At 51.8% G+C, this 21,277-nt stretch carries 23 protein-coding genes; 13 read left to right on the top strand and 10 right to left on the bottom strand.

Going from position 1 to position 21,277, the window contains the following annotated elements:
* Positions 1-14: 14 nt before the first annotated feature.
* Positions 15-479 carry a YccF family protein gene (locus PsW64_RS05850; protein ID WP_057464643.1) on the bottom strand — a complete coding sequence of 155 codons (465 nt, stop codon included), beginning with the start codon at positions 477-479 and terminating at the stop codon, positions 15-17.
* A gap of 67 nt (positions 480-546) precedes the next feature.
* Positions 547-1,215, bottom strand: coding sequence for a thiol:disulfide interchange protein TlpA (gene tlpA, locus PsW64_RS05845; RefSeq protein WP_063286191.1), 669 nt, complete (start codon positions 1,213-1,215; stop codon positions 547-549).
* Positions 1,216-1,244: 29 nt separating this feature from the next.
* On the opposite strand from tlpA, the gene argH reads away from it, so the two are divergent.
* The 5 genes from argH (at position 1,245) to PsW64_RS05820 (ending at position 7,879) form a co-directional block, all read left to right on the top strand.
* A complete protein-coding gene (gene argH / locus PsW64_RS05840) occupies positions 1,245-2,645 on the top strand; it encodes an argininosuccinate lyase (protein ID WP_063302999.1) in 1,401 nt (466 codons plus the stop codon).
* 139 nt (positions 2,646-2,784) lie between these two features.
* The gene (lptM, locus tag PsW64_RS05835) at positions 2,785-3,054 is read left to right on the top strand and encodes an LPS translocon maturation chaperone LptM (RefSeq protein WP_057464646.1); all 270 of its coding nucleotides are present in this window, start codon (positions 2,785-2,787) and stop codon (positions 3,052-3,054) included.
* 48 nt (positions 3,055-3,102) lie between these two features.
* Positions 3,103-4,374: a diaminopimelate decarboxylase gene (gene lysA / locus PsW64_RS05830; protein WP_063302998.1), complete on the top strand. Its 1,272-nt coding sequence runs from the start codon at positions 3,103-3,105 to the stop codon at positions 4,372-4,374.
* Between the two features lie 96 nt (positions 4,375-4,470).
* Entirely contained in the window at positions 4,471-7,116 is a 2,646-nt protein-coding gene (locus PsW64_RS05825) for a TIGR02302 family protein (protein ID WP_063302997.1), read from the top strand.
* A 130-nt stretch (positions 7,117-7,246) separates the two neighbouring features.
* A complete protein-coding gene (locus tag PsW64_RS05820) occupies positions 7,247-7,879 on the top strand; it encodes a TetR/AcrR family transcriptional regulator (RefSeq protein ID WP_063286458.1) in 633 nt (210 codons plus the stop codon).
* A gap of 56 nt (positions 7,880-7,935) precedes the next feature.
* On the opposite strand, the gene PsW64_RS05815 is transcribed toward PsW64_RS05820, so the two are convergent.
* The 4 genes from PsW64_RS05815 to PsW64_RS05800 all read right to left on the bottom strand — a co-directional run bounded on the left by PsW64_RS05815 (position 7,936) and on the right by PsW64_RS05800 (position 11,324).
* Positions 7,936-9,237 carry a S41 family peptidase gene (locus PsW64_RS05815; protein ID WP_063302996.1) on the bottom strand — a complete coding sequence of 434 codons (1,302 nt, stop codon included), beginning with the start codon at positions 9,235-9,237 and terminating at the stop codon, positions 7,936-7,938.
* A gap of 166 nt (positions 9,238-9,403) precedes the next feature.
* Positions 9,404-9,802 carry a response regulator gene (locus PsW64_RS05810; protein WP_057464650.1) on the bottom strand — a complete coding sequence of 133 codons (399 nt, stop codon included), beginning with the start codon at positions 9,800-9,802 and terminating at the stop codon, positions 9,404-9,406.
* A 14-nt stretch (positions 9,803-9,816) separates the two neighbouring features.
* Positions 9,817-10,362, bottom strand: a complete 546-nt coding sequence (gene hpt, locus PsW64_RS05805) for a hypoxanthine phosphoribosyltransferase (protein WP_057464651.1) — start codon at positions 10,360-10,362, stop codon at positions 9,817-9,819.
* A complete protein-coding gene (locus PsW64_RS05800) occupies positions 10,359-11,324 on the bottom strand; it encodes a zinc-ribbon domain-containing protein (RefSeq protein ID WP_063302995.1) in 966 nt (321 codons plus the stop codon). The genes hpt and PsW64_RS05800 overlap by 4 nt, the downstream gene beginning before the upstream one ends.
* Positions 11,325-11,747: 423 nt before the next feature.
* Between PsW64_RS05800 and ftsE the strand changes: the two genes are divergently transcribed.
* The 5 genes from ftsE to PsW64_RS05775 all read left to right on the top strand — a co-directional run bounded on the left by ftsE (position 11,748) and on the right by PsW64_RS05775 (position 15,664).
* The gene (ftsE, locus tag PsW64_RS05795) at positions 11,748-12,407 is read left to right on the top strand and encodes a cell division ATP-binding protein FtsE (RefSeq protein WP_057464653.1); all 660 of its coding nucleotides are present in this window, start codon (positions 11,748-11,750) and stop codon (positions 12,405-12,407) included.
* A gap of 25 nt (positions 12,408-12,432) precedes the next feature.
* Positions 12,433-13,479 carry a cell division protein FtsX gene (locus tag PsW64_RS05790; protein WP_063302994.1) on the top strand — a complete coding sequence of 349 codons (1,047 nt, stop codon included), beginning with the start codon at positions 12,433-12,435 and terminating at the stop codon, positions 13,477-13,479.
* 102 nt (positions 13,480-13,581) lie between these two features.
* Positions 13,582-14,289, top strand: coding sequence for a YdcF family protein (locus tag PsW64_RS05785; RefSeq protein ID WP_208980590.1), 708 nt, complete (start codon positions 13,582-13,584; stop codon positions 14,287-14,289).
* A 65-nt stretch (positions 14,290-14,354) separates the two neighbouring features.
* Positions 14,355-15,134 (top strand): lysophospholipid acyltransferase family protein, encoded by a 780-nt coding sequence (locus PsW64_RS05780; protein WP_063302992.1) that lies wholly within the window; start codon positions 14,355-14,357, stop codon positions 15,132-15,134.
* Between the two features lie 158 nt (positions 15,135-15,292).
* Positions 15,293-15,664, top strand: a complete 372-nt coding sequence (locus PsW64_RS05775; protein WP_208980588.1) for a hypothetical protein — start codon at positions 15,293-15,295, stop codon at positions 15,662-15,664.
* Between the two features lie 13 nt (positions 15,665-15,677).
* Here PsW64_RS05775 and PsW64_RS27010 read toward each other — a convergent pair whose 3' ends face one another.
* On the bottom strand, positions 15,678-16,202 hold the full coding sequence (locus PsW64_RS27010; protein WP_082597033.1) for a gamma-glutamylcyclotransferase: 525 nt from the start codon (positions 16,200-16,202) through the stop codon (positions 15,678-15,680).
* 94 nt (positions 16,203-16,296) lie between these two features.
* Between PsW64_RS27010 and PsW64_RS05765 the strand changes: the two genes are divergently transcribed.
* The gene (locus tag PsW64_RS05765) at positions 16,297-17,340 is read left to right on the top strand and encodes a DUF2125 domain-containing protein (protein ID WP_057464657.1); all 1,044 of its coding nucleotides are present in this window, start codon (positions 16,297-16,299) and stop codon (positions 17,338-17,340) included.
* A gap of 14 nt (positions 17,341-17,354) precedes the next feature.
* Here PsW64_RS05765 and PsW64_RS05760 read toward each other — a convergent pair whose 3' ends face one another.
* Positions 17,355-17,816: a GNAT family N-acetyltransferase gene (locus PsW64_RS05760; RefSeq protein ID WP_057464658.1), complete on the bottom strand. Its 462-nt coding sequence runs from the start codon at positions 17,814-17,816 to the stop codon at positions 17,355-17,357.
* Between the two features lie 268 nt (positions 17,817-18,084).
* Between PsW64_RS05760 and PsW64_RS05755 the strand changes: the two genes are divergently transcribed.
* Both PsW64_RS05755 and PsW64_RS05750 read left to right on the top strand, forming a co-directional pair.
* Positions 18,085-18,987: an HpcH/HpaI aldolase/citrate lyase family protein gene (locus PsW64_RS05755; RefSeq protein WP_063302991.1), complete on the top strand. Its 903-nt coding sequence runs from the start codon at positions 18,085-18,087 to the stop codon at positions 18,985-18,987.
* 91 nt (positions 18,988-19,078) lie between these two features.
* Positions 19,079-19,285 (top strand): DUF1737 domain-containing protein, encoded by a 207-nt coding sequence (locus PsW64_RS05750; protein WP_057464660.1) that lies wholly within the window; start codon positions 19,079-19,081, stop codon positions 19,283-19,285.
* A gap of 64 nt (positions 19,286-19,349) precedes the next feature.
* On the opposite strand, the gene PsW64_RS05745 is transcribed toward PsW64_RS05750, so the two are convergent.
* A complete protein-coding gene (locus PsW64_RS05745; protein ID WP_063302990.1) occupies positions 19,350-20,399 on the bottom strand; it encodes an ATP-binding protein in 1,050 nt (349 codons plus the stop codon).
* A 72-nt stretch (positions 20,400-20,471) separates the two neighbouring features.
* The gene (locus PsW64_RS05740) at positions 20,472-21,161 is read right to left on the bottom strand and encodes an outer-membrane lipoprotein carrier protein LolA (RefSeq protein WP_063302989.1); all 690 of its coding nucleotides are present in this window, start codon (positions 21,159-21,161) and stop codon (positions 20,472-20,474) included.
* Between the last annotated feature and the right edge of the window lie 116 nt (positions 21,162-21,277).

Genomic DNA, 21,277 nt, shown 5'->3' with positions numbered 1-21,277 from the left:
TTGTGCCGGTTTCTCTAATATCTGTAGCTGTTTAGGGTTTCTCTGGCTTTGTATTGGCGTGCCAAGTCCGCTGTTTGGGTCGTTACAACACGGCGTCCGACGGGCCAGAAGGAAATTGCTGCGAGTTTGAAGGACTGAAGGCCAAAGGGAATGCCTATGATTGTCAGGCAGGTGAGAATGCCGGATATCACATAGCCTAGGAACAGCGAGAGGCCAAACGGCAGCCATAGGATGTTGAAGATGAAACCCAGGACCCCTGTTAAGACAGTGGTTGGCGTTGCGCCTTTGTTATCCAGATCTCTTATGTGCACAATATCCTTGCCAAAGGGCCATGCCGATAATTTGGCCATTTCCCAGGCTGCTCGTGTGTAAGGGAGGCCAATGATTGTGAGTGCGAACAGGAGGCCGTACACAAGCCACATCAGGGCCAGGTACCAGCCTCCAAGGACAAACCAGATTACATTTCCAGCGTAGCGCATAATAAATATCTCAAATTGATAAATGGATTTTGAGATGTATCTAAGTAGCCGCTACGTGAATTTCAATTCACTGAACCTTTTTCTGCCCAGCCAGCGCGGCGTTGACCAATGCAAAGGCTTCCGGGGCTGCCCAGTCGGCGGGGCCGAACATGGTGCCGATTTCGCAGCCGTCTTCACCGATCATGATTGTGCTTGGCAGGCCGGGGGCTTTGCCTTTGGTGCGCAGGTTGTTGAAGGTGTCCATGGTGTGGTCTGAGAAGTACGCCAGATCCTTCACGCCGATATCGCTCAGGAACTTCAGCGGCTTTGGATTGTTTTCACCACGGTCCATGTTAACGGCGATGACGTTGAATTCTGCGCTGCCGGCTTCACGCTGCAGTTTGTCCAGATGCGGCATTTCTTTGCGGCACGGAGCGCACCATGTGGCCCAAAGGTTGAGCAGTTTGGTGCCTTTCAGGTCTGCCATGGTGATGAAGTTGCCGTCAGCATCGTTGAATTTCAGCTGTGAGAGATTCAAAGGCTTCTCGGCAGGTAGGAAAGCGGCCACTTCGCCTGTGGTCAAACCCTTGAGATTTTTTGCGGTATTCATTGAAGAAGAGCAGGCGAGGGCTTGTGGATCCTCACTTTTTTGCTGATTAAGCGCCCATACAGCTCCGCCTACGACGACAAATCCAGCTAATGCTGCAATAAGCCCTTTTCCGAGGCCGAACTTTCCGGTAACTGTCAGTTTCTTCATATTAAACCCAAATCATAATGAGGCTAGACATGAGCAACCGCATGTGGGGGGGCCGTTTTGCGGAAGGGCCAGATGCAATCATGGAAGAGATCAATGCTTCCATTGATTTTGATCGCAAGCTCTTTCAACAAGACATAGCCGGGTCCAAGGCTCATGTTAGCATGTTGGCTGCACAGGGCATCGTTAGCGCAGAAGATGCCGAAAAGATAGCTCAGGGTCTAGACACAATTCTGTCAGAGATCGAAGAGGGCACCTTTACCTTCTCTCGTGCGCTTGAAGACATTCACATGAATATCGAAGCGCGTCTGGCTGAATTGATTGGCCCGACCGCTGGCCGTCTTCACACAGCTCGTTCACGTAACGACCAGGTTGCCACAGATTTCCGTCTTTGGGTACGCGACTCTTTGGACGATCTTGAGGCACAAGTGACCGACCTGATGCAGGCTCTTGCTGAAAAAGCAGAAGAGCATGCAGCAGTTGTGATGCCGGGCTTTACACACTTGCAGTCCGCGCAGCCGGTGACTTTCGGCCACCACCTGATGGCTTATGTCGAGATGTTCTCTCGTGACCGCTCCCGTCTGCAAGATGCGCGTGCGCGTATGAATGAGAGCCCACTTGGCTGTGCTGCGCTTGCTGGTACGTCTTTCCCGATTGACCGTGAGATGACTGCGGCTTCTCTGGGCTTTGATCGTCCGACTGCAAACTCTCTTGATGGTGTTTCTGACCGTGACTTTGCCATTGAAGCGCTAGCGGATGCATCTATCTGTGCGATGCACTTGTCTCGTCTGGCAGAAGAGATTGTGATCTGGTGTTCTGCTCAGTTTGGTTTCATCAAGCTTTCCGACAAGTTTTCGACCGGTTCTTCCATCATGCCGCAGAAGAAGAACCCGGATGCAGCTGAGCTGATCCGTGCGAAGACTGGCCGTATTTATGGCGCGTTGAACTCTCTTCTCGTGATGATGAAGGGTTTGCCGCTGACCTACTCCAAGGACATGCAGGAAGACAAAGAGCAGGCGTTTGACGCTCTGCCGAACCTGTCTCTGGCTCTGGCAGCCATGACTGGCATGATGCGTGACCTTGAGCCGAATGTGAAAACGCTGAAGAAAGCTGCCGGTTCCGGCTATTCTACCGCGACTGATCTGGCTGACTGGTGTGTGCGTGTAGTTGGCATGCCATTCCGTGATGCTCACCATGTGACTGGTGCACTTGTTAAGATGGCTGTCGATAAAGGTGTAGACCTGCATCGCCTGACATTGGAAGAGATGCAGAGCGTTGAACCGAAGATCACGGATGATGTCTACAGCGTTCTTTCCGTTGATAAATCTGTTCGCAGCCGTGTCTCTTATGGTGGCACAAGCCCGGTGAATGTGCGTAAGCAATCTCGCCGTTGGCTTAAGCAGCTTGAGCGTGAGCAGAAGACGGAAAAGTAAGTCTGTTCTTCGGATGATCTTGCAGTCATCGTTGTTACGGTGCAGAAATAAAACTGAGAGTAGGCTCGGGTTCGCCCGAGTCAGTCCTTAGGTCGAATTTCTGGTTTGGTAAGATCATCCAGATTGGAGCAGAGAAAACATGAGCTCGCAAGGCATGAAAGACATTACAAAAAGCCGTAGTTCCAAGCTTTTGATTGGCCTCACAATTGTTGCACTCGGTCTGAGTGTTTCCGCTTGTGGGCGTAAAGGCAGTTTGGAAACGCCAAGCCAAGCTCGGGCGACTGCAGATGGTGCACCGCCACCCCTGAACGATGCTCCTGTACCAGAGATCCCTGGAGATAAGGACGAAAGTCTGTTTCTGGATCCGTTGATTGGTGCGGATGAGGATGATCCCGACTTCAATTTTTAGACTGGTTCGCTAAGCCCACCGCGGTAGAGCCAGCGTAGAGGACCTACATTGCATTACTTTGAGTTTAAGGATGGCGTGCTTCACGCTGAAGATGTTGCGTTGAGCGAAATTGCAGCGGAAGTTGGAACACCATTTTACTGCTATTCCCGCGCGACATTTGAACGTCACTTCAAGGTTTTTGATGGTGCGTTTGATGGAATAGATCATCTGACCTGTTATGCAATGAAGGCGAACTCCAACATCGCTATTTTGACGGTGTTGGCCAAACTTGGCGCTGGTGCGGATGTTGTTTCTGAAGGGGAGCTGCGTCGTGCGCTGAAAGCGGGCATTCCTGCAAACAAGATTGTGTTTTCCGGCGTTGGTAAAACCCGTCAGGAAATGCGCTTTGCTCTGAATGCCGGCATCCTGTGCTTCAATGTGGAATCCGAGCCTGAGCTGAAGCGGCTTTCTGCTGTTGCTTCCGAGATGGGTAAGACTGCGCCGATTTCTCTGCGCATCAACCCGGATGTGGATGCAAAGACCCACGCTAAGATCTCTACCGGCTTGGCTGCGAACAAGTTTGGTATTGCCTGGGACCGTGCACGCGCAGTTTACAATGAAGCTGCGCAGCTGCCGGGCCTGAAAGTGACCGGTATGGACATGCATATCGGCTCTCAGATTACCGAGCTTGGGCCTTTTGATGATGCTTTGGAACGCCTTGGTGTGCTGATTGGCCTGCTGAAGGAAGATGGCATTGAGATTGACCACCTTGATGTAGGTGGTGGTCTTGGCATTCCTTACGGAAGCGGAATTGAAGCGCCTCTGCCTACTGAATATGCGAAGGTTGTTCGTAAACACATTGAGCGCCTTGGCGTGACGCTGATTACCGAACCGGGCCGCTTGATTGCTGGTAATGCAGGTATTCTCGTTACCGAAACGATCTACCGTAAAGAAGGTGAAGCGAAGAACTTCGTCATCGTGGATGCTGCGATGAACGATCTGATCCGCCCAACTCTTTATGAAGCCCACCATGACATTGGTGCGGTGAGCGAAGAGCGTCAGAACGGTGAGCAGATGCTGGCGGATGTTGTTGGGCCAGTTTGTGAAACCGGTGACTACATTGCTCGTAACCGGGAGTTGCCGAAGTTTGAGGAAGGCGACCTGCTGGCTGTCTACTCTGCAGGTGCTTATGGTGCGACCCAATCCGGCACCTACAACACGCGTCTTCTGGTGCCTGAAGTTCTGGTTGATGGCGACAAGTTTGCGATCATCCGTCAGCGCCCGAGCTACGATGAGTTACTAAATCAAGACGTTGTGCCGAACTGGGTTGAAAAGGCTTAACTCTGTTTGAAAGCCCCTTAGGTTTGCCAGATTGCTGATCTACGTTAATCGCCGTATGCTCAAAAGAAAAAGTAGGCGGCGATTAGCGAGGCCTTTGTGACCCATCAGAATGAGAATGGCGGCAATAAAAACCTAAAGAATGCCATAGCTTCTGCAAGTGAATTGCGAGAGCATAAGACGCGTTATGGCGAAGGGGCCGGGCTATTTGGCCTGTGGCAGTACCTGTTTTCTCAAAGATTATCCTATCGATTGAAAAGGCTGGCTTTTAAAGCGCAGCTTTATTTGTTTTGGGAGCGGTTTTGGCCTGCCATTCAGGTGCCGCTTATCGTGGCTTGCCTGTATGTTGCCGTTAGTTTTTTAGGGCTGTGGCAGCTGCTTGGGTTCTATGGCTCTGCGGTGGGATCAATCCTGTTTCTCGCTGTTTTCATTTGGAGTTGTTACCCGCTTTTACGTCTGAAGCTTCCCGATGAAGCGGAGGGGCTGCGCAAGGTTGAGCTTGCCAGTGATCTGCCGCACCGACCTTTGCTCTCCTATAAGGATGAGCAGGCGACCGGGATGGATGACGAAGAGGCGCTTGCGCTTTGGTCTGCCCACCAAAAGCGGTTGCGAGAGCGGCTTAAAAACCTGCGTGTTGGCGGGGTTAATCCGCGTGGGTTTGCCAAAGATCCCTATGCCCTGCGTGTTTTCGCCGTTATGTTGCTTGTGGTGGGGTATTCCGTTTCGGATGCTAACCGGTGGTCCAGCCTTTTGGCACCATTCCAGTCTCAGGGTGTGGGAAGTGTTTTACCTGCTCGCATTGATGCGTGGGTTACTCCGCCAGCTTACACGGGTGAGGCTCCTGTTTTCCTCAGCGGGGATGCCAATCAACTGCGGGATTCTCGAGATGCGCTCTCGATTGCCAGTGGCAGTGAGGTGTTGGTGCGGGCGCAGGGCACAGGCGAGTTCTCCGTTGTTTATTTCTCGCGCCGTGGACAAGAAGTTTTGGAACCGGAACGTGTTCAGCCGGGAGCTGGTGAAAGCTCTGGAGAGCTGAAAACCACCGAATGGCGCTTTCCGTTGAACTCAAGCGGACGCTTGCAAATTCTTCAAAATGACTCTCCGAAATATTCCTGGAAGATTGCTATTCGTCCTGATCTGCCGCCCCGCATTCGTTTGTTTGATGATCCGGAAGAGCAGCTTTCCGGCAGTCTCAAGCTGACTTATCTGGTGCAGGATGATTACCGTGTGGTTTCTGCTGAGGCTATTATGGAGCAGGTTCAGCGCGGGGATGAGGATAAACAAGGCCGATCTCTGGTGGAGGCGCCACGGTTTAACCTGAGCTTGCCGCCCAAAGATTCCAAAATGGCTGTCGGGCAGACCTTTCAGGATTTGACGGCCCATCCATGGGCAGGTTCTGAGGTGGCTCTTGTTCTTGTGGCTCGTGATGAGGCTGAGCAAGAGGGGCGCTCGCAACCCGTCTATATCAAGCTTCCGGAGCGCCGCTTTAATAAACCTTTGGCGCGGGCTGTTGTTGAGCAGCGCCGTAATCTCGCAATGAACGTTGAGAGCTATCCGCAGGTGGTGGATGCGCTGGATATGCTGATGATTGCGCCGGAGCGGTTCATCGATGATGCAGGGTCTTATCTGCCGTTGCGCTTTGCTTATGCCGAGTTGGTGGCAGCCAATACGGATGAGCAGCTGACAGACATGCTGGACGTGCTGTGGAACGTGGCGCTGACGATTGAGGATGGTGGTTTATCTGCTGCCGAGCGGGCTTTGCGTGAGGCGCAGGAGGCTTTGCGGAGGGCATTGGAGCAGGGGGCTTCGGAGCAGGAGATTGCTGAGTTGATGAGCGATCTGCGCAAGGCACTGGATGATTATCTGAAATCCATGGCCCAGCAGATGCGCGAGAACCCTCAGCAACTTGGCCAGATGCCGATGGATGAGAACTCTCAGCAGATCACGCCACGGGATCTGGATGACATGCTGCGCCGCATGGAAGAGTTGGCGAAAACCGGTTCTTTGGAAGCGGCGCGTGAGCTGTTGGCGCAGATGCAGCAGATGCTGGAGAACATGCAGAACGCGCAACAGCAACAGCAAGCGCCAAGCCAGCAGCAACAAGAGATGTTGCAGGCCCTGGAAGACCTTGGCGAGATGATCCAGAAGCAGCGCAACCTGATGGATGAAACGCACCAGTTTGATCCGGACAGCCAGCAGCGCCGTCCCGGCCAGCGCAATGACCAGCAGGATAAGCGTGGTCAGGGTGGTGAGATGAGCAATGAGGAGGCGCAGCAGGCCTTCCGCGAGTTGCAGAAGCAGCAGCGCAATCTCTCTGACGACCTGCAGAAGTTGCTCGACAGCATGGCAAACAACGGCGCCAAGCCGAGCAAGGATCTGGATAGTGCTGGTAACTCCATGGAGGATGCTGGTGACGCGCTTGGTGCGCAACAGGCGGATGAGGCTGTGTCTGAACAGAGTCAGGCCCTGGAATCCTTGCGCAAAGGCGCTCAGCAGCTTGCAGAGCAACTGGCTGGTCAAGCCGGTGGACAAGGGCAAGCAACCAACTCTCCGTTGAACGAGGACCCGCTTGGCCGGATGCGCCGTGTTGAGGGACCGGAATTTGGCAGTCAGGTGAAAGTGCCTGATGAGATTGAGGTTCAGCGGGCGCGGCGTATTCTAGAAGAGCTGCGTCGCCGGCTTTCCGATCCCGATCGTCCGCAGCTTGAGCTGGAGTATCTGGAACGGTTGATGAAGCGCTACTGATCAGCGGTTTCAGGATGCTTTAATGAAGAGTTAGAAAACTAGATTGATCGCGATGTCGGTCCTTCCAGTTTTCTTTGCCATTTGGCGGCTCCTTCATTGTCGTGCCCGCTTTAGCTCCTATACTTTCGCCATGAGCCAGACAGATCCAAACAAACCTGAAGTTCTGTCACACATCATCGAAGAGGTGATGGATGACTGCATCAGGGTGTTTGTGCTTAAAGGGCTGCAAGCCTGTTCCATGGAAGACTTCTATGAGGCCTGTGGACCACATCGGGCGTATGTGGAAGAACACTTCACGACTAAGCAGGACTTCTGCGCTGCGGTTTTGCTGTGGTGGCTCAACAGCATTTTTGCAGAACTGAAAAGCACGATTTCGCTGCACTCTAATCTGCATTCGGCTATCGAAGCGGTGCTATATGAGTTCATCGATATCTGTGTCGGTCATCGTGAAAGCAAGCACGGTGATAAGTTTTGTGTGCTCGACAATATGGCGTTGTTTGACGAGGAGCTGCTGGCGAAGTTTGCGATGTATTATCAGGAGGGTGTGAAGCATTTCCGCCTGAAATTCATGGATCTGAAGAGTGAACTTAAAGACCCTGATGATATTGAGAAGCTTCTGATCTTCTATGTGATGATCCTTGAGGGGCTTTATGTCCTGATCCGGCGTGGGTTCTCCCGCAACATGCTTTTTGAATATGCTGATATGAGCCTGCACACGCTGGAATTTTATGAGAAGCGCCCGTCTGATAAGGCGACTGATTAAAGGTCCGCAAGCATCGGCTGGTAAGCTGGAGCTGGACGAGGACGTTAGAGATTGGCTTAGCTGGTCACGGCTTGTCTGAGTAGTTGCTGTGCAAGTGTGAGGGCAGGGTCGTTGCCTTGGCGGATGTCTTCTGGTGTTGGCATAACTGGATAATCCGGATGTATCCCAACTCCTTCGAACCTTATCCCATCTGGAAAATCAGTACGCTTTGCCGAGATTGTAAGCTGTGTTTCGGGCAGAGGTGCCTCAAAATAGGGTTGTCCGGTTGAGCCCGCGGACGCTTCTCCAACGATTGTTGCGCGTCCGGAATGTTTTAGAGGTATCAAGAGATCTTCGGTTGCTGAGCCGCTGCCAACATCAATCAGAACAATCAGCTTTCCTCGAAACGGTGTGGCACTGGCTGGGAAGGTCTCGCCGTCTGTGAGGAGATGCATGGGCGTTGTTTCAGCGTTGGGCTGGGTGTGATGTGCGGAGAGTTCTCCGTTTTGCCATGCAGCCACGCCTTGTTCAGCCTTCTCCAGTCCGGTGATCTGAGGTGTTCGTTCCATCCAGATTGCGATCGGCTCCAGGCAGAGATTTTTCATGAGCTTCATGGGTGTGTTGCCGCCGCCATTGCCACGTAAGTCAAGGATGAGTGGGGACTGATTGTCGATCTGGCTTAGGAAGGCGAGAGCTTGTTCCTCGTACTCTGGTTTTGAGAAGCTGCGGATGATCAGGCGTGGATGCTTTCCCGACGTGTCGAGTTCAAATGCTTTGAGATATGAAAGCGGATGCTTGTGTCCTGCGCGGGTGATCTGCAGGCTTTGCCCGTCGTGAAGTGTGATGTTGAGTTGGTTTGGCAAAAGAAAGCTATTGAATAGCAGCAGGTTGCGTTCTGCCGCTTCTGGCTTTGAGGCGCTGACAAGCTTTGTGTACCCTGCAAAGAACTCATTAGCAGGAAGGTTGTTGACCTGCTCTATGATGTCTCCGGTTTTGATGTCTGTGCGGGTTGAGCCACAAACAGTCCATGCGCGCTTTGAGGCTGATACGGGTAGGGGGCGTGCCCAGAACCCGAAACCTGAGTTTTGCAAGAGCGTGAAATCAATGAAGTGGGTATGCGCGTTCTCAAGGCGAGCCAGATAGCTCTGCGTTGCGAGCAGGAAGCCACGGCGATCTTCGACGTCTTCCAATGCACCTAGATAGCGAAAGTAGAGATCTGCGTTGCTGGTTTCCGGGATGTTTTCCCAATGTGCGAAACAGCTTTCTACCGCTGAATATATTCGGCTGGCTGCATAGTACTTTGCTACAGGAGGAAGGGGCGCTGCCGGATCTTCCAAACGCATCATTGCTTGTTGAAGGGCAGAAGTCTCTTGTTCCATGGGAAAGCTCACTCAAAACCAACAATGAAATATGCGCGTAGAAAATCAGGAAACCCTGATTTTGTACAGCGTGTTGAATTTAGGTTTGGCGCTTGAGACTGAAAAAACAAAACGCGACCGCTCGGAAGAGGGATCGCGTTTCTTGAAACTTTATTGGGGAAGGGCTTTAAGCAAACGCGGTTTGCTGAGAGCCTTCTTCTTCTTCTGCCAAGGCAGTGGTGACGGCTTTTCTGACTTCCACCAGTGAAAATGGTTTTGTCAGAACGTCCTTCACGCATTTACCGACTTCTTCAGAGCGTTCACGCTGGTCTGCGTAACCGGTCATCAAAAGGATTGGCAGGCCCGGATAGCGAGCGCTACTTTGCATCGCAAGTTCGATACCATCCATCTCCGGCATTCTGATGTCGGAGAGCAGAAGGTCAAACCTGCCCTGCTGTTGCAGCAGTACAAGAGCGGCTTCGGCGCCATCTTCTACGGCGGTCACTTTGTGCCCGTCCAGCTCCAATGCACGTTTTACAAAGGCGCGGACCGCATCATCGTCTTCCGTCAGAAGTATGTGAGCCATTATAGCCCCCCTAGTTAGTCGTCACCTTCCTGCGGCACGTAGCCGATGAATGGCAACTGTCTCCATGCATGCCCCATGTCCATGCCGTAGCCGACGACGAATTTATCCGGACAATCAAAGCCCGTATAATCCGATTTAACATCGGCTTTTCTGTGGTTCGGTTTGTCCAGGAGTGCAGCAATCCGGACAGACTTGGCTCCACGTTCGGCGATCATGTCGCGTGCAAACTTCAGAGTGCGGCCGGATTCAAGAATATCATCGACCAAGATGACGTCTCTTCCGGTCACGTCGCTTTCGATATCGCGGAGGACTTTTACCTCTCCTGACGACACCGTTCCACTTCCATAACTTGAAAGGTGTAAAAATTCCATTTCCGGAACGGAACCTGCTCTGTGCAAAGCACGGGCAAGGTCAGCTGCAAAAATGAAGCTTCCTTTCAAGACCGCTACTACGAGGAGATTGTGAGGCTTGTCCTGTGAGATAGCTTCTGCGACGGCTTTTACGCGTGCCGCGATTGCTTCTTCATCAAACAGCACGCGGATTTCCGGGTTACCGGTCATCTAATGCTCGCTCTTTTCTTTTGGCGCTCAACAAAGCGCAATTGAATGTCGGCGGCTCGCTCTGGCGGATTGTTTAGCCGAGCTCTGAACCGGGTTTTATCACCTGGTGCAAGCCAGTCTTCTCTTGGCTCAACAATCCAGGAGTGTATCTCTTGCGTGTCCAGTGAGCGCAACGCCAGCTTAATCGCCGGAATATACGTCTCGCTTCTTGTAATATTTTCTACAGAACCTTCCACAACAAGCACGACGGAACCGTCGTCCACCTCACGGAATGTTCTCAGATCCTTAAACACAAGACCACGCAGATTTACGGTCATACCAGCCAACTGGTAAAGACCAGCCAAATCGGGGAAGGTTCTTACGATTGATTCACGGTAGTGCACAGCTGAAAAACAGAGTGCGAGTGAAGCAGCAAGAAGACTTGCGCCCAGCAGGCCTTTCGCGCTTATAACACCTGATTTGCGGGATGACTTGGTTTTTTTTCTAGATCTTCGGTTGGACTTTTGAGAGGCGCCTTCAGATTTCTTTTTATCGTCGGGTTTATCCTCTTCAGAACCCGTTGGTTCTTCTGATGCCTCATAGGAGTTGCCGGCCTTGTCACTGGACTGAGTGCCGGTGTCCTTGCCCATAGAACCGCTTGAATCTGAAGGTTCTTCCTTGGGTTTTCCTACAAGGTCGTCTTCTGAAAATGCTTCGTGACGATCTGCTTTATCGCCGAGACCAGCCCAATCGCTTTCATCTAAGCTTTCGGAGAATGAGGGCTCTTTGCGGTCATCATCGGGTGTTGAATTGTTGTGTACTTCGGGCTCAGCATCGAGTGCAGCAGCCCAATCGTCCTCTACCTCTGGTGTAACCTGCCAGATATGATTGCAGCTGGCGCATTTTACTTTGCGGCCAGTCTCTCCAATTTTGTCCGTTGGGATCTCGTAGGCAGTATTACATTGAGGGCAGATAATTTTCATCGAGCGTGGTCCAAAAGCGGTTGGCCTTTAAAAGGAATGGACAAGCCGCTTAAATCCTTCATTTTCTAGCGTATTCGTCTTCGAGAGCCGAAGGAGGCTGTCGGGAACACGTCTCAGAGCCACCAAATATGCAATATACTCACAAGTACTCAACTGCGTAGGCTTTGACTAGCCTAAATACAGGTGCTTCACGTCAGGTTGAGTGACTAGAATTTATACTATCTGAAGTATGAGGACCTCTATATCCTTAATGAAGTGTTAATTTATTCGAGGGATATCCAAAGGAACAGGCTCGCATAAATTTGCAGGGGTAAGTTCAGTCAAAAATTGAACGCGAGAAAATTATTTTTTAGAGTGATTTGCACGAGTTTGGCCTCATTTTTCTGATAAGGCGAAACCTAACGTCTGCTAGGGGAATTTTCGGTGATACGCTTTGAGAATGTGGGACTTCGGTATGGCATGGGCACTGAAGTACTTCGGGATTTGACCTTTTCCATTGAGCCGCAATCTTTTCAGTTTCTCACTGGTCCTTCAGGTGCGGGCAAAACCAGTTTGCTGCGCCTGTTATTCCTTTCTATGCGCCCCACTCGCGGGTTGATTTCTGTTTTTGGCAAAGACACCACTAAGATCGCAAAGGCTGAGCTGCCATCTATGCGCCGCCGGATTGGTGTGGTGTTTCAGGATTTCCGGTTGCTGGATCACCTGACCACCTACGAGAATGTGGCCTTGCCACACCGTGTTGCGGGGAAATCCGAGGCAGAATACCGTCCTGATGTGATTGATTTGCTGAAATGGGTGGGACTTGGTGACCGTATGCATGTGCTGCCGCCTGTTCTTTCCGGTGGTGAAAAGCAGCGTGCTGCTATTGCGCGGGCGTTGATCACGCGGCCTGAAGTTTTGCTTGCGGATGAGCCGACAGGTAACGTGGACCCGCCGCTTGCCCGCCGTTTGCTGCGTTTGTTCATTGAGTTGAACCGGCTTGGCACTTCCGTGGTGATCGCAACCCACGATTTCCATTTGCTGGAGCAGGTGGAAGCTCGGCATCTTATCCTCAACGACGGGCGGTTGGCTGTTCATGACTGATACTCAGCAAAGAAGAGAACCGCCAATGTCTGGCCCAAAGTCCGGGCCAAAACGTGTGCCAGCTGGGCAAAAAAGGCCTGGCAAGCCGCGGAAAGGACCGCCAAAAGGCAAGGGTGGTCGTCCGGTCAAAAAAGCGGCGGGTGCGAAACCTTCCGGGTTACGGTTTAAGCTCAAAGAAAGACCTGCCCCGATTGTTCCACCGCAGGCGATCTCCGGTCAGGCCCTGATGCTTGTTGTGGCGATCATGAGCTTTCTGGCCTGCCTGACCGTTGGATTTGTGGCCATCGTCAATGATGCGGCGAATGACTGGACCAATGATCTGGTGCGTGAGGTCACTGTGCAGATCCGTCCTGCGGATGGCGTGAACATGCTGCAGGAGATTGATCGCACGCTGGCTCTTGTTCGCGAGTTTCCCGGTGTTGGAGACGCGCGCGCTCTTTCTGATGAAGAAACCAAGGGATTGCTTCAGCCCTGGCTTGGGGAGGGGCTTGAACTGGAAGAGCTTCCGGTTCCGCGTCTTGTTCTGGTGGAGATAGATGATCCTGAGCTGCTTAATCTGGCAGATATGAAGGCTCAGATTGAGCAGGATATTCGTGCAGCGTCGGTGGATGATCACCGTGTCTGGAACCGTCAGCTTTCAGCTATGGCGAACACAGCTGTGCTTGTGGGTTTTGGTATTCTGGTGCTCGTTCTGTTTTCCATGGTGCTCTCCGTCATTTTTGCGACGCAGGCTGCTATGTCCGGTAACAAGGATGTGGTTGAGGTGCTGCACTTTGTTGGCGCGGAGGTCAGCTTTATTGCCTCGGAGTTTCAACGTCACTTCCTGGTGTTAGGGCTTAAAGGCGGGGTCATTGGCGGTACGATTGCCGCACTGAGCTTTCTGGTTATGGGCTTCTTTGGCAGCTCGGACATCACTTCCGTTAGTGGTAATCAGGTGCAGGCCCTGTTTGGGGCGGTGCAGGTGAGTGCGATTGGGTACGTTGGAATTGTTGCTGTTGTGGTGCTTGTTGCGGTCTTGACCGCCCTGACGTCTCGTCTGGCTGTCCACAGACATTTGGCAAATATGGATTAAGTGTCGTTTTCTTTCCATTTTCGCCAGTTCTGATATGTAGTCAGGAAAATATTCGTTCAGGTTTGTGGCTATAAGCATTGTAGCGACATCATGGAGCATTCTTTGAATACGCGCGACACAGCGGCTAAATTTAAAGCAACCGGTGAGCAAGAGCCGGTACCAGCCAGCGTTGATAAACGCCCTGGCCGGAAGTCGTTTGTCCGGCGCAGTGTCCGTTTTTTCTTTTTGTTGTTTCTGATTTGCTCTGTCGTTTTTGCTGCTGGCTTCTTGTGGTTTGTGGAAGTTTTGCAGCCCTCTGTGCAGGCCGTTGTACCCAAACATGCTGATGGCATTGTTGTTTTGACGGGTGGTCGAGACCGGATTTCGCAAAGTCTGGATCTTCTGGAAGTGGGAAGCGCGAAGCGTCTTTTGATCTCAGGCGTTCATCCATCAACCAGTGCAAAGCAGATTGCGCGGCTTAATTCCAAACGCATGTGGTTGTTTGATTGCTGCGTTGATCTGGACCGAAAAGCGCTCAATACCATCGGGAATGCTGAGGAAACTGCCAACTGGGTGCGAAAAAATCAGTTCAGCTCACTGTTGGTCGTTACCAGTGCCTATCACATGCCTAGAGCATTGGCCGAATTGCAAGTTCGGCTGCCGGATGCTGAGCTTTACCCAAGTCCTGTCTACCATAAAGAGCTGGATTTAGAGCATTGGTATGAAAGTTCTTCGATAACAAAGCTTCTCCTACGCGAATATGTGAAGTATATCCTCGTTCGGCTGCGAGTTGGGCTGGACGCTGTATTCCCTGTAAAACACTCCTCTTAATTTCGTAAGATGAAATCTGAATTCACCTTGGCATAGTGTCAGGTGGAAATGGTTGTGAAGGTCCTATGCTCGTCCTGCGTTCCGTTCTTTTTAACGTGCTTTTTTACATCAGCACCCTGATCATTATGATCGCATGTATGTTTTTGTTTGTGCTTCCTGTCCGGTATTGCTGGTGGCTGCTGCCATTCTGGGGCCGTGTAGAGAAGTTTCTGTTGCGTTGGGTTGGTGGTGTAAAATCTGAGATCACAGGCATCGAAAACCTGCCAGATACCGGCTGTGTCATTGTTTCCAAGCACCAGTCTGCATGGGAAACATTTGCGCTTGCTGAGTATTATCGCCAGCCAACGTTTATTTTGAAGCGTGAGCTGCGCTGGGTGCCGTTCTTCGGATGGTATCTGATGAAGTTCCGCCAGATCCCTGTTGATCGTGGTAAAAAGGGTAAGGCCCTTGCTGCCATGGGTAGACGGGCCGCTGAGGCGATTGCGGAAAACCGCAATATCATCATCTACCCTGAAGGAACACGCCGTCCTGCTGGTGCTGAGCCACAATACAAATATGGTATAGTGCACCTTTATAAGACGCTGAACTGTCCGATTGTTCCGATTGCTCTTAACTCAGGTGTTTATTGGCCGCGTCGCCGGTTCTTCCGTTTCCCTGGCACGATCAAAGCAGAGATCCTTGAGCCTATTCAGCCGGGCTTGCCACCGGAAGAGTTCTTCAAGTTGTTGCAGGAACGGATCGAGACTGCCTCCGACCGTTTGCTGGATGAAGCCGAAAAAGATACGCCGGATAACGTTATCATCAAAGAAGCCCGTGTACGGCAGGCAGAATATAAGAAAAAATAAAGATTTTGCGTGGAAATCAGATGTTTCAAAGGAAGAAGGCCGCCTTTGCCTTAAAGGCGGCTTCTTTTTTTGACAATGCTCTGGCTTAACTTGTAACATGTTCGCAGTTTGTTCTATAAAGTACTATGGGAAATAGCAGGAGAAATCAGGAGAGTGCGTTGCAGTACTCATTGTTTGATGATCGCTTGCCAAGTGGCAGGTCTCCACGCGTGTCAGAGGAGCTAGGTGCTGGCAGCCAGTTTAAATACTGGTCTGGTGCATCCGGGCATCGTTACCTCTTTACCCGGATCTCTCCGGAAGAGGTTTCTGACTATGCGGAGAACCTTGTTCTGATCACAGACAAGAAGAGCGAAGCCGTTGTCTGGCTCGGGTTTTTGGGTATGTCGAATGAAAAGACCCCAATGCCTGCGCTGAAACCTTCGCAGGGTGCATACGTACATCTTCTGGCAGAAGACAGCGCGGAGAGGGATCGCGCTCACAATGATCTGCGTACGGGGATCTTTTCTTATATCAAGCAGGAAGACGAGTAGTCGAAACCTGAAGCTATATCGAGAGTTGTCGTGCCAGCCATTCTACGTTCTGGTCTTTAATACCCATTTCCTTCATATGCGCGTGAGTGTTGAGTACATACTCCGGATTTGCGCCAGACTGACCCACAGCCCCCTTTACAATCTGCAATTGGTCTTTTAGCGGTAACGCACCTGCATATTGCTCGTGTTTCTGGTCTGCAACGAATGTGACTGCACGAACTTTGGTGCCTTCCTCGTCCAGCAAACGGACACGGCGGTGTGTTTCCAGATACACCATGGTTTGCTGTTCACGCTCGCGGAGATACCCAAGTGTGTGCTGCCAGTTTTCTGGTGAGACCCTGAATGCCATGCCGATGCAAGCACCGCCTTTATCCAGCCCAAATACCAGTCCAGGGTTGTCTTGAGTCCCGCGATGAACCCATGAATACACACAGAGAGATCTATGAACGCCATGCAAGATTGCGGGGACTGCTTGCTCGAAAGTAAAGCCAGGGCGCCAAATTAGTGAGCCGTAGCCAAATATCCATAAATCTCGCATAACTATTTTCTCGTAGAATTCTTTGAGTGACACGCCTATCAGGCTCGTAATCAGCATGCAACTCACAGCACTGTGTGAGGGTAACGGAGAGTAGATGACTGAACCAAAAGTATCCCGGCCTCCAAGAAAGTCGGCGTATTTCGTTTTGGCGATCCTTGTCGCCTTGATTATTGGCGGGTGGTCCGCCTATTGGGCAGTTGGGCGCGGTATTGTTTCTGACGTTATTCGCAACGGTGTGAAGGTTGCTGAAGCAGACGGCGGAAGTCTTGAATGTGGTGACCAGCAACTTGGCGGTTACCCGTTCCGATTTGAACTGACCTGTACCCCGTTCCGCATGGACAAGAACGGAGAGTGGTACTTTATCAATGAGTTACGCGGTGTAGCGCTGGCTTATAACCCGACCCATGTGATCTTTGAGGCGACTGGCCCCGCCGAGGCAAACTTTGGCCAGCAGGGGCCTGCATACTCTGCGCATTGGAAAACGGCTCAGGCGAGCGTGGTGGCTGAAAACAGTAAGCCTGCTAAAATTGACGCCGTCTTTAAAGAGCCGAAGCTGACTTACACCATTGGCGAGCAGTCTGTTGAGCTGAATGCTGAGCGGACAGAAGCGCATATGCGCCGCGTTGAAGGCAATGAGGACGCGCTTGATCTGGCTGTGCAGGTCAATGGCCTGACAGCAGGTAAAGTGTCTGATGATGTGCCGCTGGATATCAGCCTTGTTATTCAGTTGCCGGAGGGTTCAAAGCTTCTGGACGGCAAAGTTCGCAATATTGCTGATTTGATGGTTGATGAAGAATTAAAGGTCAACCTCTCCAGCTTGCAGCTGAAAAGCGGCGAGTTTTCCGTCAACACGGGTGGTGATCTGGTGATTGACCGTCAGGGGCGTTTGAATGGAACGCTGCCACTGGTGATCACTGGTATTCATCAGCTGGAGGATGTGTTGCGACCATTGTTCCCACAAGGCTCCAAGATGCTTGAATCGCTGCAAAAGACTGCGATGAGTATTGGGCAGGGAAGTGCGGTAAATGGCGTGCCGACGCTCAAGATCCCAGTGACCATAGAGAATGGGCGTGCTCGTATCGCGTTCTTTGATCTGGGGCCTGTGCCTCAGTTGATCATAAAAGAAAGCGGCTCGTAAGAGCCGCTTTTGGTTTATGCGAGAGCCAGACGGTCAATCGGGACGATAAAGCTGTCTTTGTCGTCTGGTTCTGCCAGATTTTCAAAGAGGCTGTTGTCGACCTTGTTTTTGTTTGGCACCAGCCAGCGGACGTGAAGCCAGTCACGTTCTTTACCGATCCTGGAGATTTCTTCCACAAGAGTGCGACCGATGCCGGTATGGCGGTGGTTCTGCACGACGTAGATATCATCCAGCTGGCCAATGCGCAGGCCAGAGATCAGGTCTGGAATGTCAAAGAAAGCGGCAAAGCCAACCAGTGTCTCGCCTTCGAATGCACCAATGATTTCGATGGACTTGTCTTCGAGCAGGCGCTCGGAAAAGACTTCGTCCGGGCGACGTGGAGCACCGCGCTTAAGAGCTTGCGCATTCTCTGCAATGAGAGGGGCCAAGTCTGGTGCGTCACCGGGTTTTAAGGCTCTAAAAGAAAGATCAGCCATTATACCTCTTCCCGTTCCTTCGTTTGATTTTGCGTTATAGAGTGACCCCAAAAATCCCTTAAAATCAAGGTGTGAAAGTCTCATAGGGCTTGGAATTTTGTGGGATGCCTAATTCCTGAGGCTGGCTTGATTTTCATCGATGCTATTATTGCGGCCAAAGACCTAGTGTTTGACGGTTCAAAACTCGCAAATAGCACGAATGGTGAGTAGTGAAGGCGGATTGAGGTCTCTAAACTCAGCCTGATTTTGCAACGCAACAGGAAGTGTCATGTCTAGCTCAGAGCAAGTTCACAGTATCAGACCGCGTCGTAGTGCGCTTTACATGCCAGGTTCAAACGCACGGGCACTGGAAAAGGCCAAAGGGCTGGATGTGGATGTGCTGCTGTTGGACCTTGAAGACGCTGTTGCGCCTGACGCCAAAGAGATGGCACGCACCCAGGTGTGTGAGGCTGTCGCTGGTGGCGGTTACGGGCATCGTGAGCTTGTTATTCGTATCAATGGGATGAAGACCCCCTGGGGCCAGGAAGATCTGAGAGCGGCTGTTGCTGCCAAGCCGGATGCTGTGCTTCTGCCGAAGGTGGAAAGCCTTGCTGATATCAAGCCCGTTGCTGATTATCTGACAGAGCAGGGTACTGACAGTGTTCGCATCTGGGCGATGCTTGAGACACCCGGTGCGATCCTTAATGCCTCTGAAATTGCTGAGGCTGCCAAGGACCCGCATAATCGTCTGGACGTATTCATCATCGGCACCAATGATCTGAGCAAGGAGAGCGGTGCGCAAATCCTACCGGGCCGTGCTGTTTTGATGCCTTGGCTGATGACCTTCCTGGCGATAGCGCGTGTTGGTGGTGCGGATATTCTGGATGGCGTTTACAACAACTTCTCTGACCTTGAGGGCTTTGCAGAAGAATGTAAGCAGGGGGCAGAGATGGGGCTGGATGGAAAGACGTTGATTCATCCGAAGCAGCTTGGGCCTTGCAACACTGCGTTTGCGCCGAGTAAGGCGGATGTTGAGTGGGCGAAGAAGATGATTGCCGAGTTTGAGCTGCCAGAAAACCAGAGCAAAGGCGCCGTGCAGGTTGACGGCAAGATGGTTGAGCGTCTGCATGCAGATATTGGCCGCAAAACGGTTGCGATTGCTGAGGCTATCAAGCGGCACGTGAACGCGTAAATTTGAACTCTGCGCACGTTTTAACCTCTGGTATCTGATAGGTGTGGCTGGTAGGTTCCCGCCCACACCAGAAGAATTTAAAGGAATAAACATGCGCCTTTACCGCCTCATCACCGAACCGGATTCTGCAAAGTTTTGTCACCGCGTCACTGAAGCGCTCAACAAAGGTTGGGAACTGCAGGGCTCTCCAACCATGACTTATGACGCAACTCAGGGCCTTACCATTTGTGGTCAGGCTGTGGTCAAGCATGTTGATGGTGAGAAGTACACGCCAGAGACCAAGCTCGGCGCTTGGTAAGACACGTCTTTGATTGATGTTGGAAGTGGCGGGAATTTCCCGCCATTTTGCTTTTGGGCTGCCGTTAAGCGCTTTCCAGCATGGCCTCTAAAACACCCCGATAGACCGCTCTAATGCGATGATGATGGTTTGGGGAAGCCTGCCAGAAGTTGGTGAGGCCGGGGCCTGCATTTAGTTCCAAGACGTTTGCTGGTGCGTCGCCTTTGCTGAGGTCATCGCAAAGGATATCGACGCCTGCATAGCGCAAGCCGCATACACGTGCAGCTTCCACGGCCAGATCTTTGAAGCGTTGTGAGGCTAGGTCGGTGACGTCGACCGCTTCACCACCGGTTGAGAGGTTGGCGTTGGAGAGGAGCTGCAGGAATTCTCCGTTATGGAGAGTGGTTGCCAAATCGTAGCCTGCTTCCTGAATGGCTTTGAGGATGCGCGGGTCGTCGTTTTCAACCTTATAGCCGCCGCTGCGGGTGGTGAGGGTTTTGACTTTTGCAGCCAATAGTTCTGCAATGGTGCTGGTGCCATCTCCGATGATGGAGAGAGGACGCCGTTCGATGATGGCCAGAATGGTTCCATCAAGTACAATCACGCGGTAGTCACGGCCTGAGACAGCTTCCTGTATCAGCATGCGGTCGTTGGATCGCAAAGCGTTTGTCAGGTGGGAGATGAGTTCCGCCTCATCAGAAATCTTCTGAACGCCAACGCCCTGGGTGCCTTCATTGGGTTTTATGAAAACCGGATAGCCCAGTGACTGAGCGATCTCGCCTGCACCTGTGAGCGTATTCAGGCTTTTGGCGACATGTGGGTTGGCAGTGCTTAGGTGCCTGATGGCTTTGTCTGAATGAATGAGTTTGAAGTTTGGGGTGGGCAGGCCAGCGTCCTGTAGCAGGCGACCGCAGAAATCCTTGTCTCGTGCAGCTTCTCCAGCTGCATAGCTATTGAGTGCGAAAGCACCGCCCTTGATGGGAAAACGTTTGCCGCCGCCTGTTTCGATATAGCCGAAATAGAAGAACTCGCTGTCGAGGGCGAGTTTGATGCCTTTCTCCTGACACAGTTCTGCAAGCAAGCGTGGGGCAAGAGGGAGGTTCGGCAGGTCAGGCGCAACAGGGATAAACTGCATTCAAGTTCTCAAGCTAATAAAAAAGGAGCGCCGAAGCACTCCTCTTCATACATCAGAATTTTGCTTAAGGCTCTAGTTGTTGCCGCGTCGCTGACGGGAATTCGCGATGTAATCAATCTTGAACAGATCCGGGTTGGTCGCGCCGTTCTCAGTCACGTCATAGATTGCAACAGACGTGTCGTAACCCTGTGCGTCGCGTACAGTCCATTGCTTGAGCTTGTAGTTCCTTGCGTCGAAAATCAGCGTCAGGCGGCCAGATGTGAAACGGGTTTTATCGTCGATCGCGATTGTGATGAGATCTGGTTCAACAGCCACGTTGGTTACATTGGCGTCTGTCTTGAGGTCGATTTTATCAGCCAGCAGGAAGCGCAGCGGTGTTTGGGAAAGAGGCCAGATGTCCTGTGTCTGCAACTTACGGTCCTTCACTGAAACCATGCTGCCGTCAGCAATGATATCGAGTGTAGAAGGCTTGTTGTAGTAGAAGCGGACTTTGCCCGGGCGGCTGATGAAGAACTGGCCTTCTACACGCCCGCCGGTTGGGCCAAACTGCACGAATTTGCCGTGCATGTTGCGAACAGAGTTGAAATACTTGCTAACGGCGTCAATGGCTTGCACGTTGGTCAGCGCGACTGGCTGTGCCTGCTGGGCTGTTTGAGCGGCGGAGTGTTCCGCTGTCAGTGGGACAGAAACAATAAAAAGCGCTGCCGCAATTGCGAGGCTTTTGCCAATCCTACCAAAAGAGATCGCCTGAGATGCAATCATAAATATAACTCCGCTGTCAAAACTCGTAGAACAACCGTAAGGCGAGTTGATTAACTCTTCTCTAAATCCAGCTTGCGGTTATTTGTGAACCCTCATTCTGAAAGGCTATCGTTACC

Source organism: Pseudovibrio sp. W64 (assembly GCF_001623145.1).
Classification (GTDB): Bacteria; Pseudomonadota; Alphaproteobacteria; order Rhizobiales; family Stappiaceae; genus Pseudovibrio.
This window is presented reverse-complemented; position numbering and strand designations above follow the sequence as displayed.

What these genes read in the sequence shown, in the direction of transcription:
- PsW64_RS05850 (WP_057464643.1), bottom strand. Translation starts at nt 479, where the DNA reads ATGCGCTACGCTGGAAATGTAATCTGGTTTGTCCTTGGAGGCTGGTAC.
- tlpA (WP_063286191.1), bottom strand. Translation starts at nt 1,215, where the DNA reads ATGAAGAAACTGACAGTTACCGGAAAGTTCGGCCTCGGAAAAGGGCTT.
- argH (WP_063302999.1), top strand. Translation starts at nt 1,245, where the DNA reads ATGAGCAACCGCATGTGGGGGGGCCGTTTTGCGGAAGGGCCAGATGCA.
- lptM (WP_057464646.1), top strand. Translation starts at nt 2,785, where the DNA reads ATGAGCTCGCAAGGCATGAAAGACATTACAAAAAGCCGTAGTTCCAAG.
- PsW64_RS05820 (WP_063286458.1), top strand. Translation starts at nt 7,247, where the DNA reads ATGAGCCAGACAGATCCAAACAAACCTGAAGTTCTGTCACACATCATC.
- PsW64_RS05815 (WP_063302996.1), bottom strand. Translation starts at nt 9,237, where the DNA reads ATGGAACAAGAGACTTCTGCCCTTCAACAAGCAATGATGCGTTTGGAA.
- PsW64_RS05810 (WP_057464650.1), bottom strand. Translation starts at nt 9,802, where the DNA reads ATGGCTCACATACTTCTGACGGAAGACGATGATGCGGTCCGCGCCTTT.
- hpt (WP_057464651.1), bottom strand. Translation starts at nt 10,362, where the DNA reads ATGACCGGTAACCCGGAAATCCGCGTGCTGTTTGATGAAGAAGCAATC.
- PsW64_RS05800 (WP_063302995.1), bottom strand. Translation starts at nt 11,324, where the DNA reads ATGAAAATTATCTGCCCTCAATGTAATACTGCCTACGAGATCCCAACG.
- PsW64_RS05790 (WP_063302994.1), top strand. Translation starts at nt 12,433, where the DNA reads ATGTCTGGCCCAAAGTCCGGGCCAAAACGTGTGCCAGCTGGGCAAAAA.
- PsW64_RS05780 (WP_063302992.1), top strand. Translation starts at nt 14,355, where the DNA reads ATGCTCGTCCTGCGTTCCGTTCTTTTTAACGTGCTTTTTTACATCAGC.
- PsW64_RS27010 (WP_082597033.1), bottom strand. Translation starts at nt 16,202, where the DNA reads ATGCGAGATTTATGGATATTTGGCTACGGCTCACTAATTTGGCGCCCT.
- PsW64_RS05765 (WP_057464657.1), top strand. Translation starts at nt 16,297, where the DNA reads ATGACTGAACCAAAAGTATCCCGGCCTCCAAGAAAGTCGGCGTATTTC.
- PsW64_RS05760 (WP_057464658.1), bottom strand. Translation starts at nt 17,816, where the DNA reads ATGGCTGATCTTTCTTTTAGAGCCTTAAAACCCGGTGACGCACCAGAC.
- PsW64_RS05755 (WP_063302991.1), top strand. Translation starts at nt 18,085, where the DNA reads ATGTCTAGCTCAGAGCAAGTTCACAGTATCAGACCGCGTCGTAGTGCG.
- PsW64_RS05750 (WP_057464660.1), top strand. Translation starts at nt 19,079, where the DNA reads ATGCGCCTTTACCGCCTCATCACCGAACCGGATTCTGCAAAGTTTTGT.
- PsW64_RS05745 (WP_063302990.1), bottom strand. Translation starts at nt 20,399, where the DNA reads ATGCAGTTTATCCCTGTTGCGCCTGACCTGCCGAACCTCCCTCTTGCC.
- PsW64_RS05740 (WP_063302989.1), bottom strand. Translation starts at nt 21,161, where the DNA reads ATGATTGCATCTCAGGCGATCTCTTTTGGTAGGATTGGCAAAAGCCTC.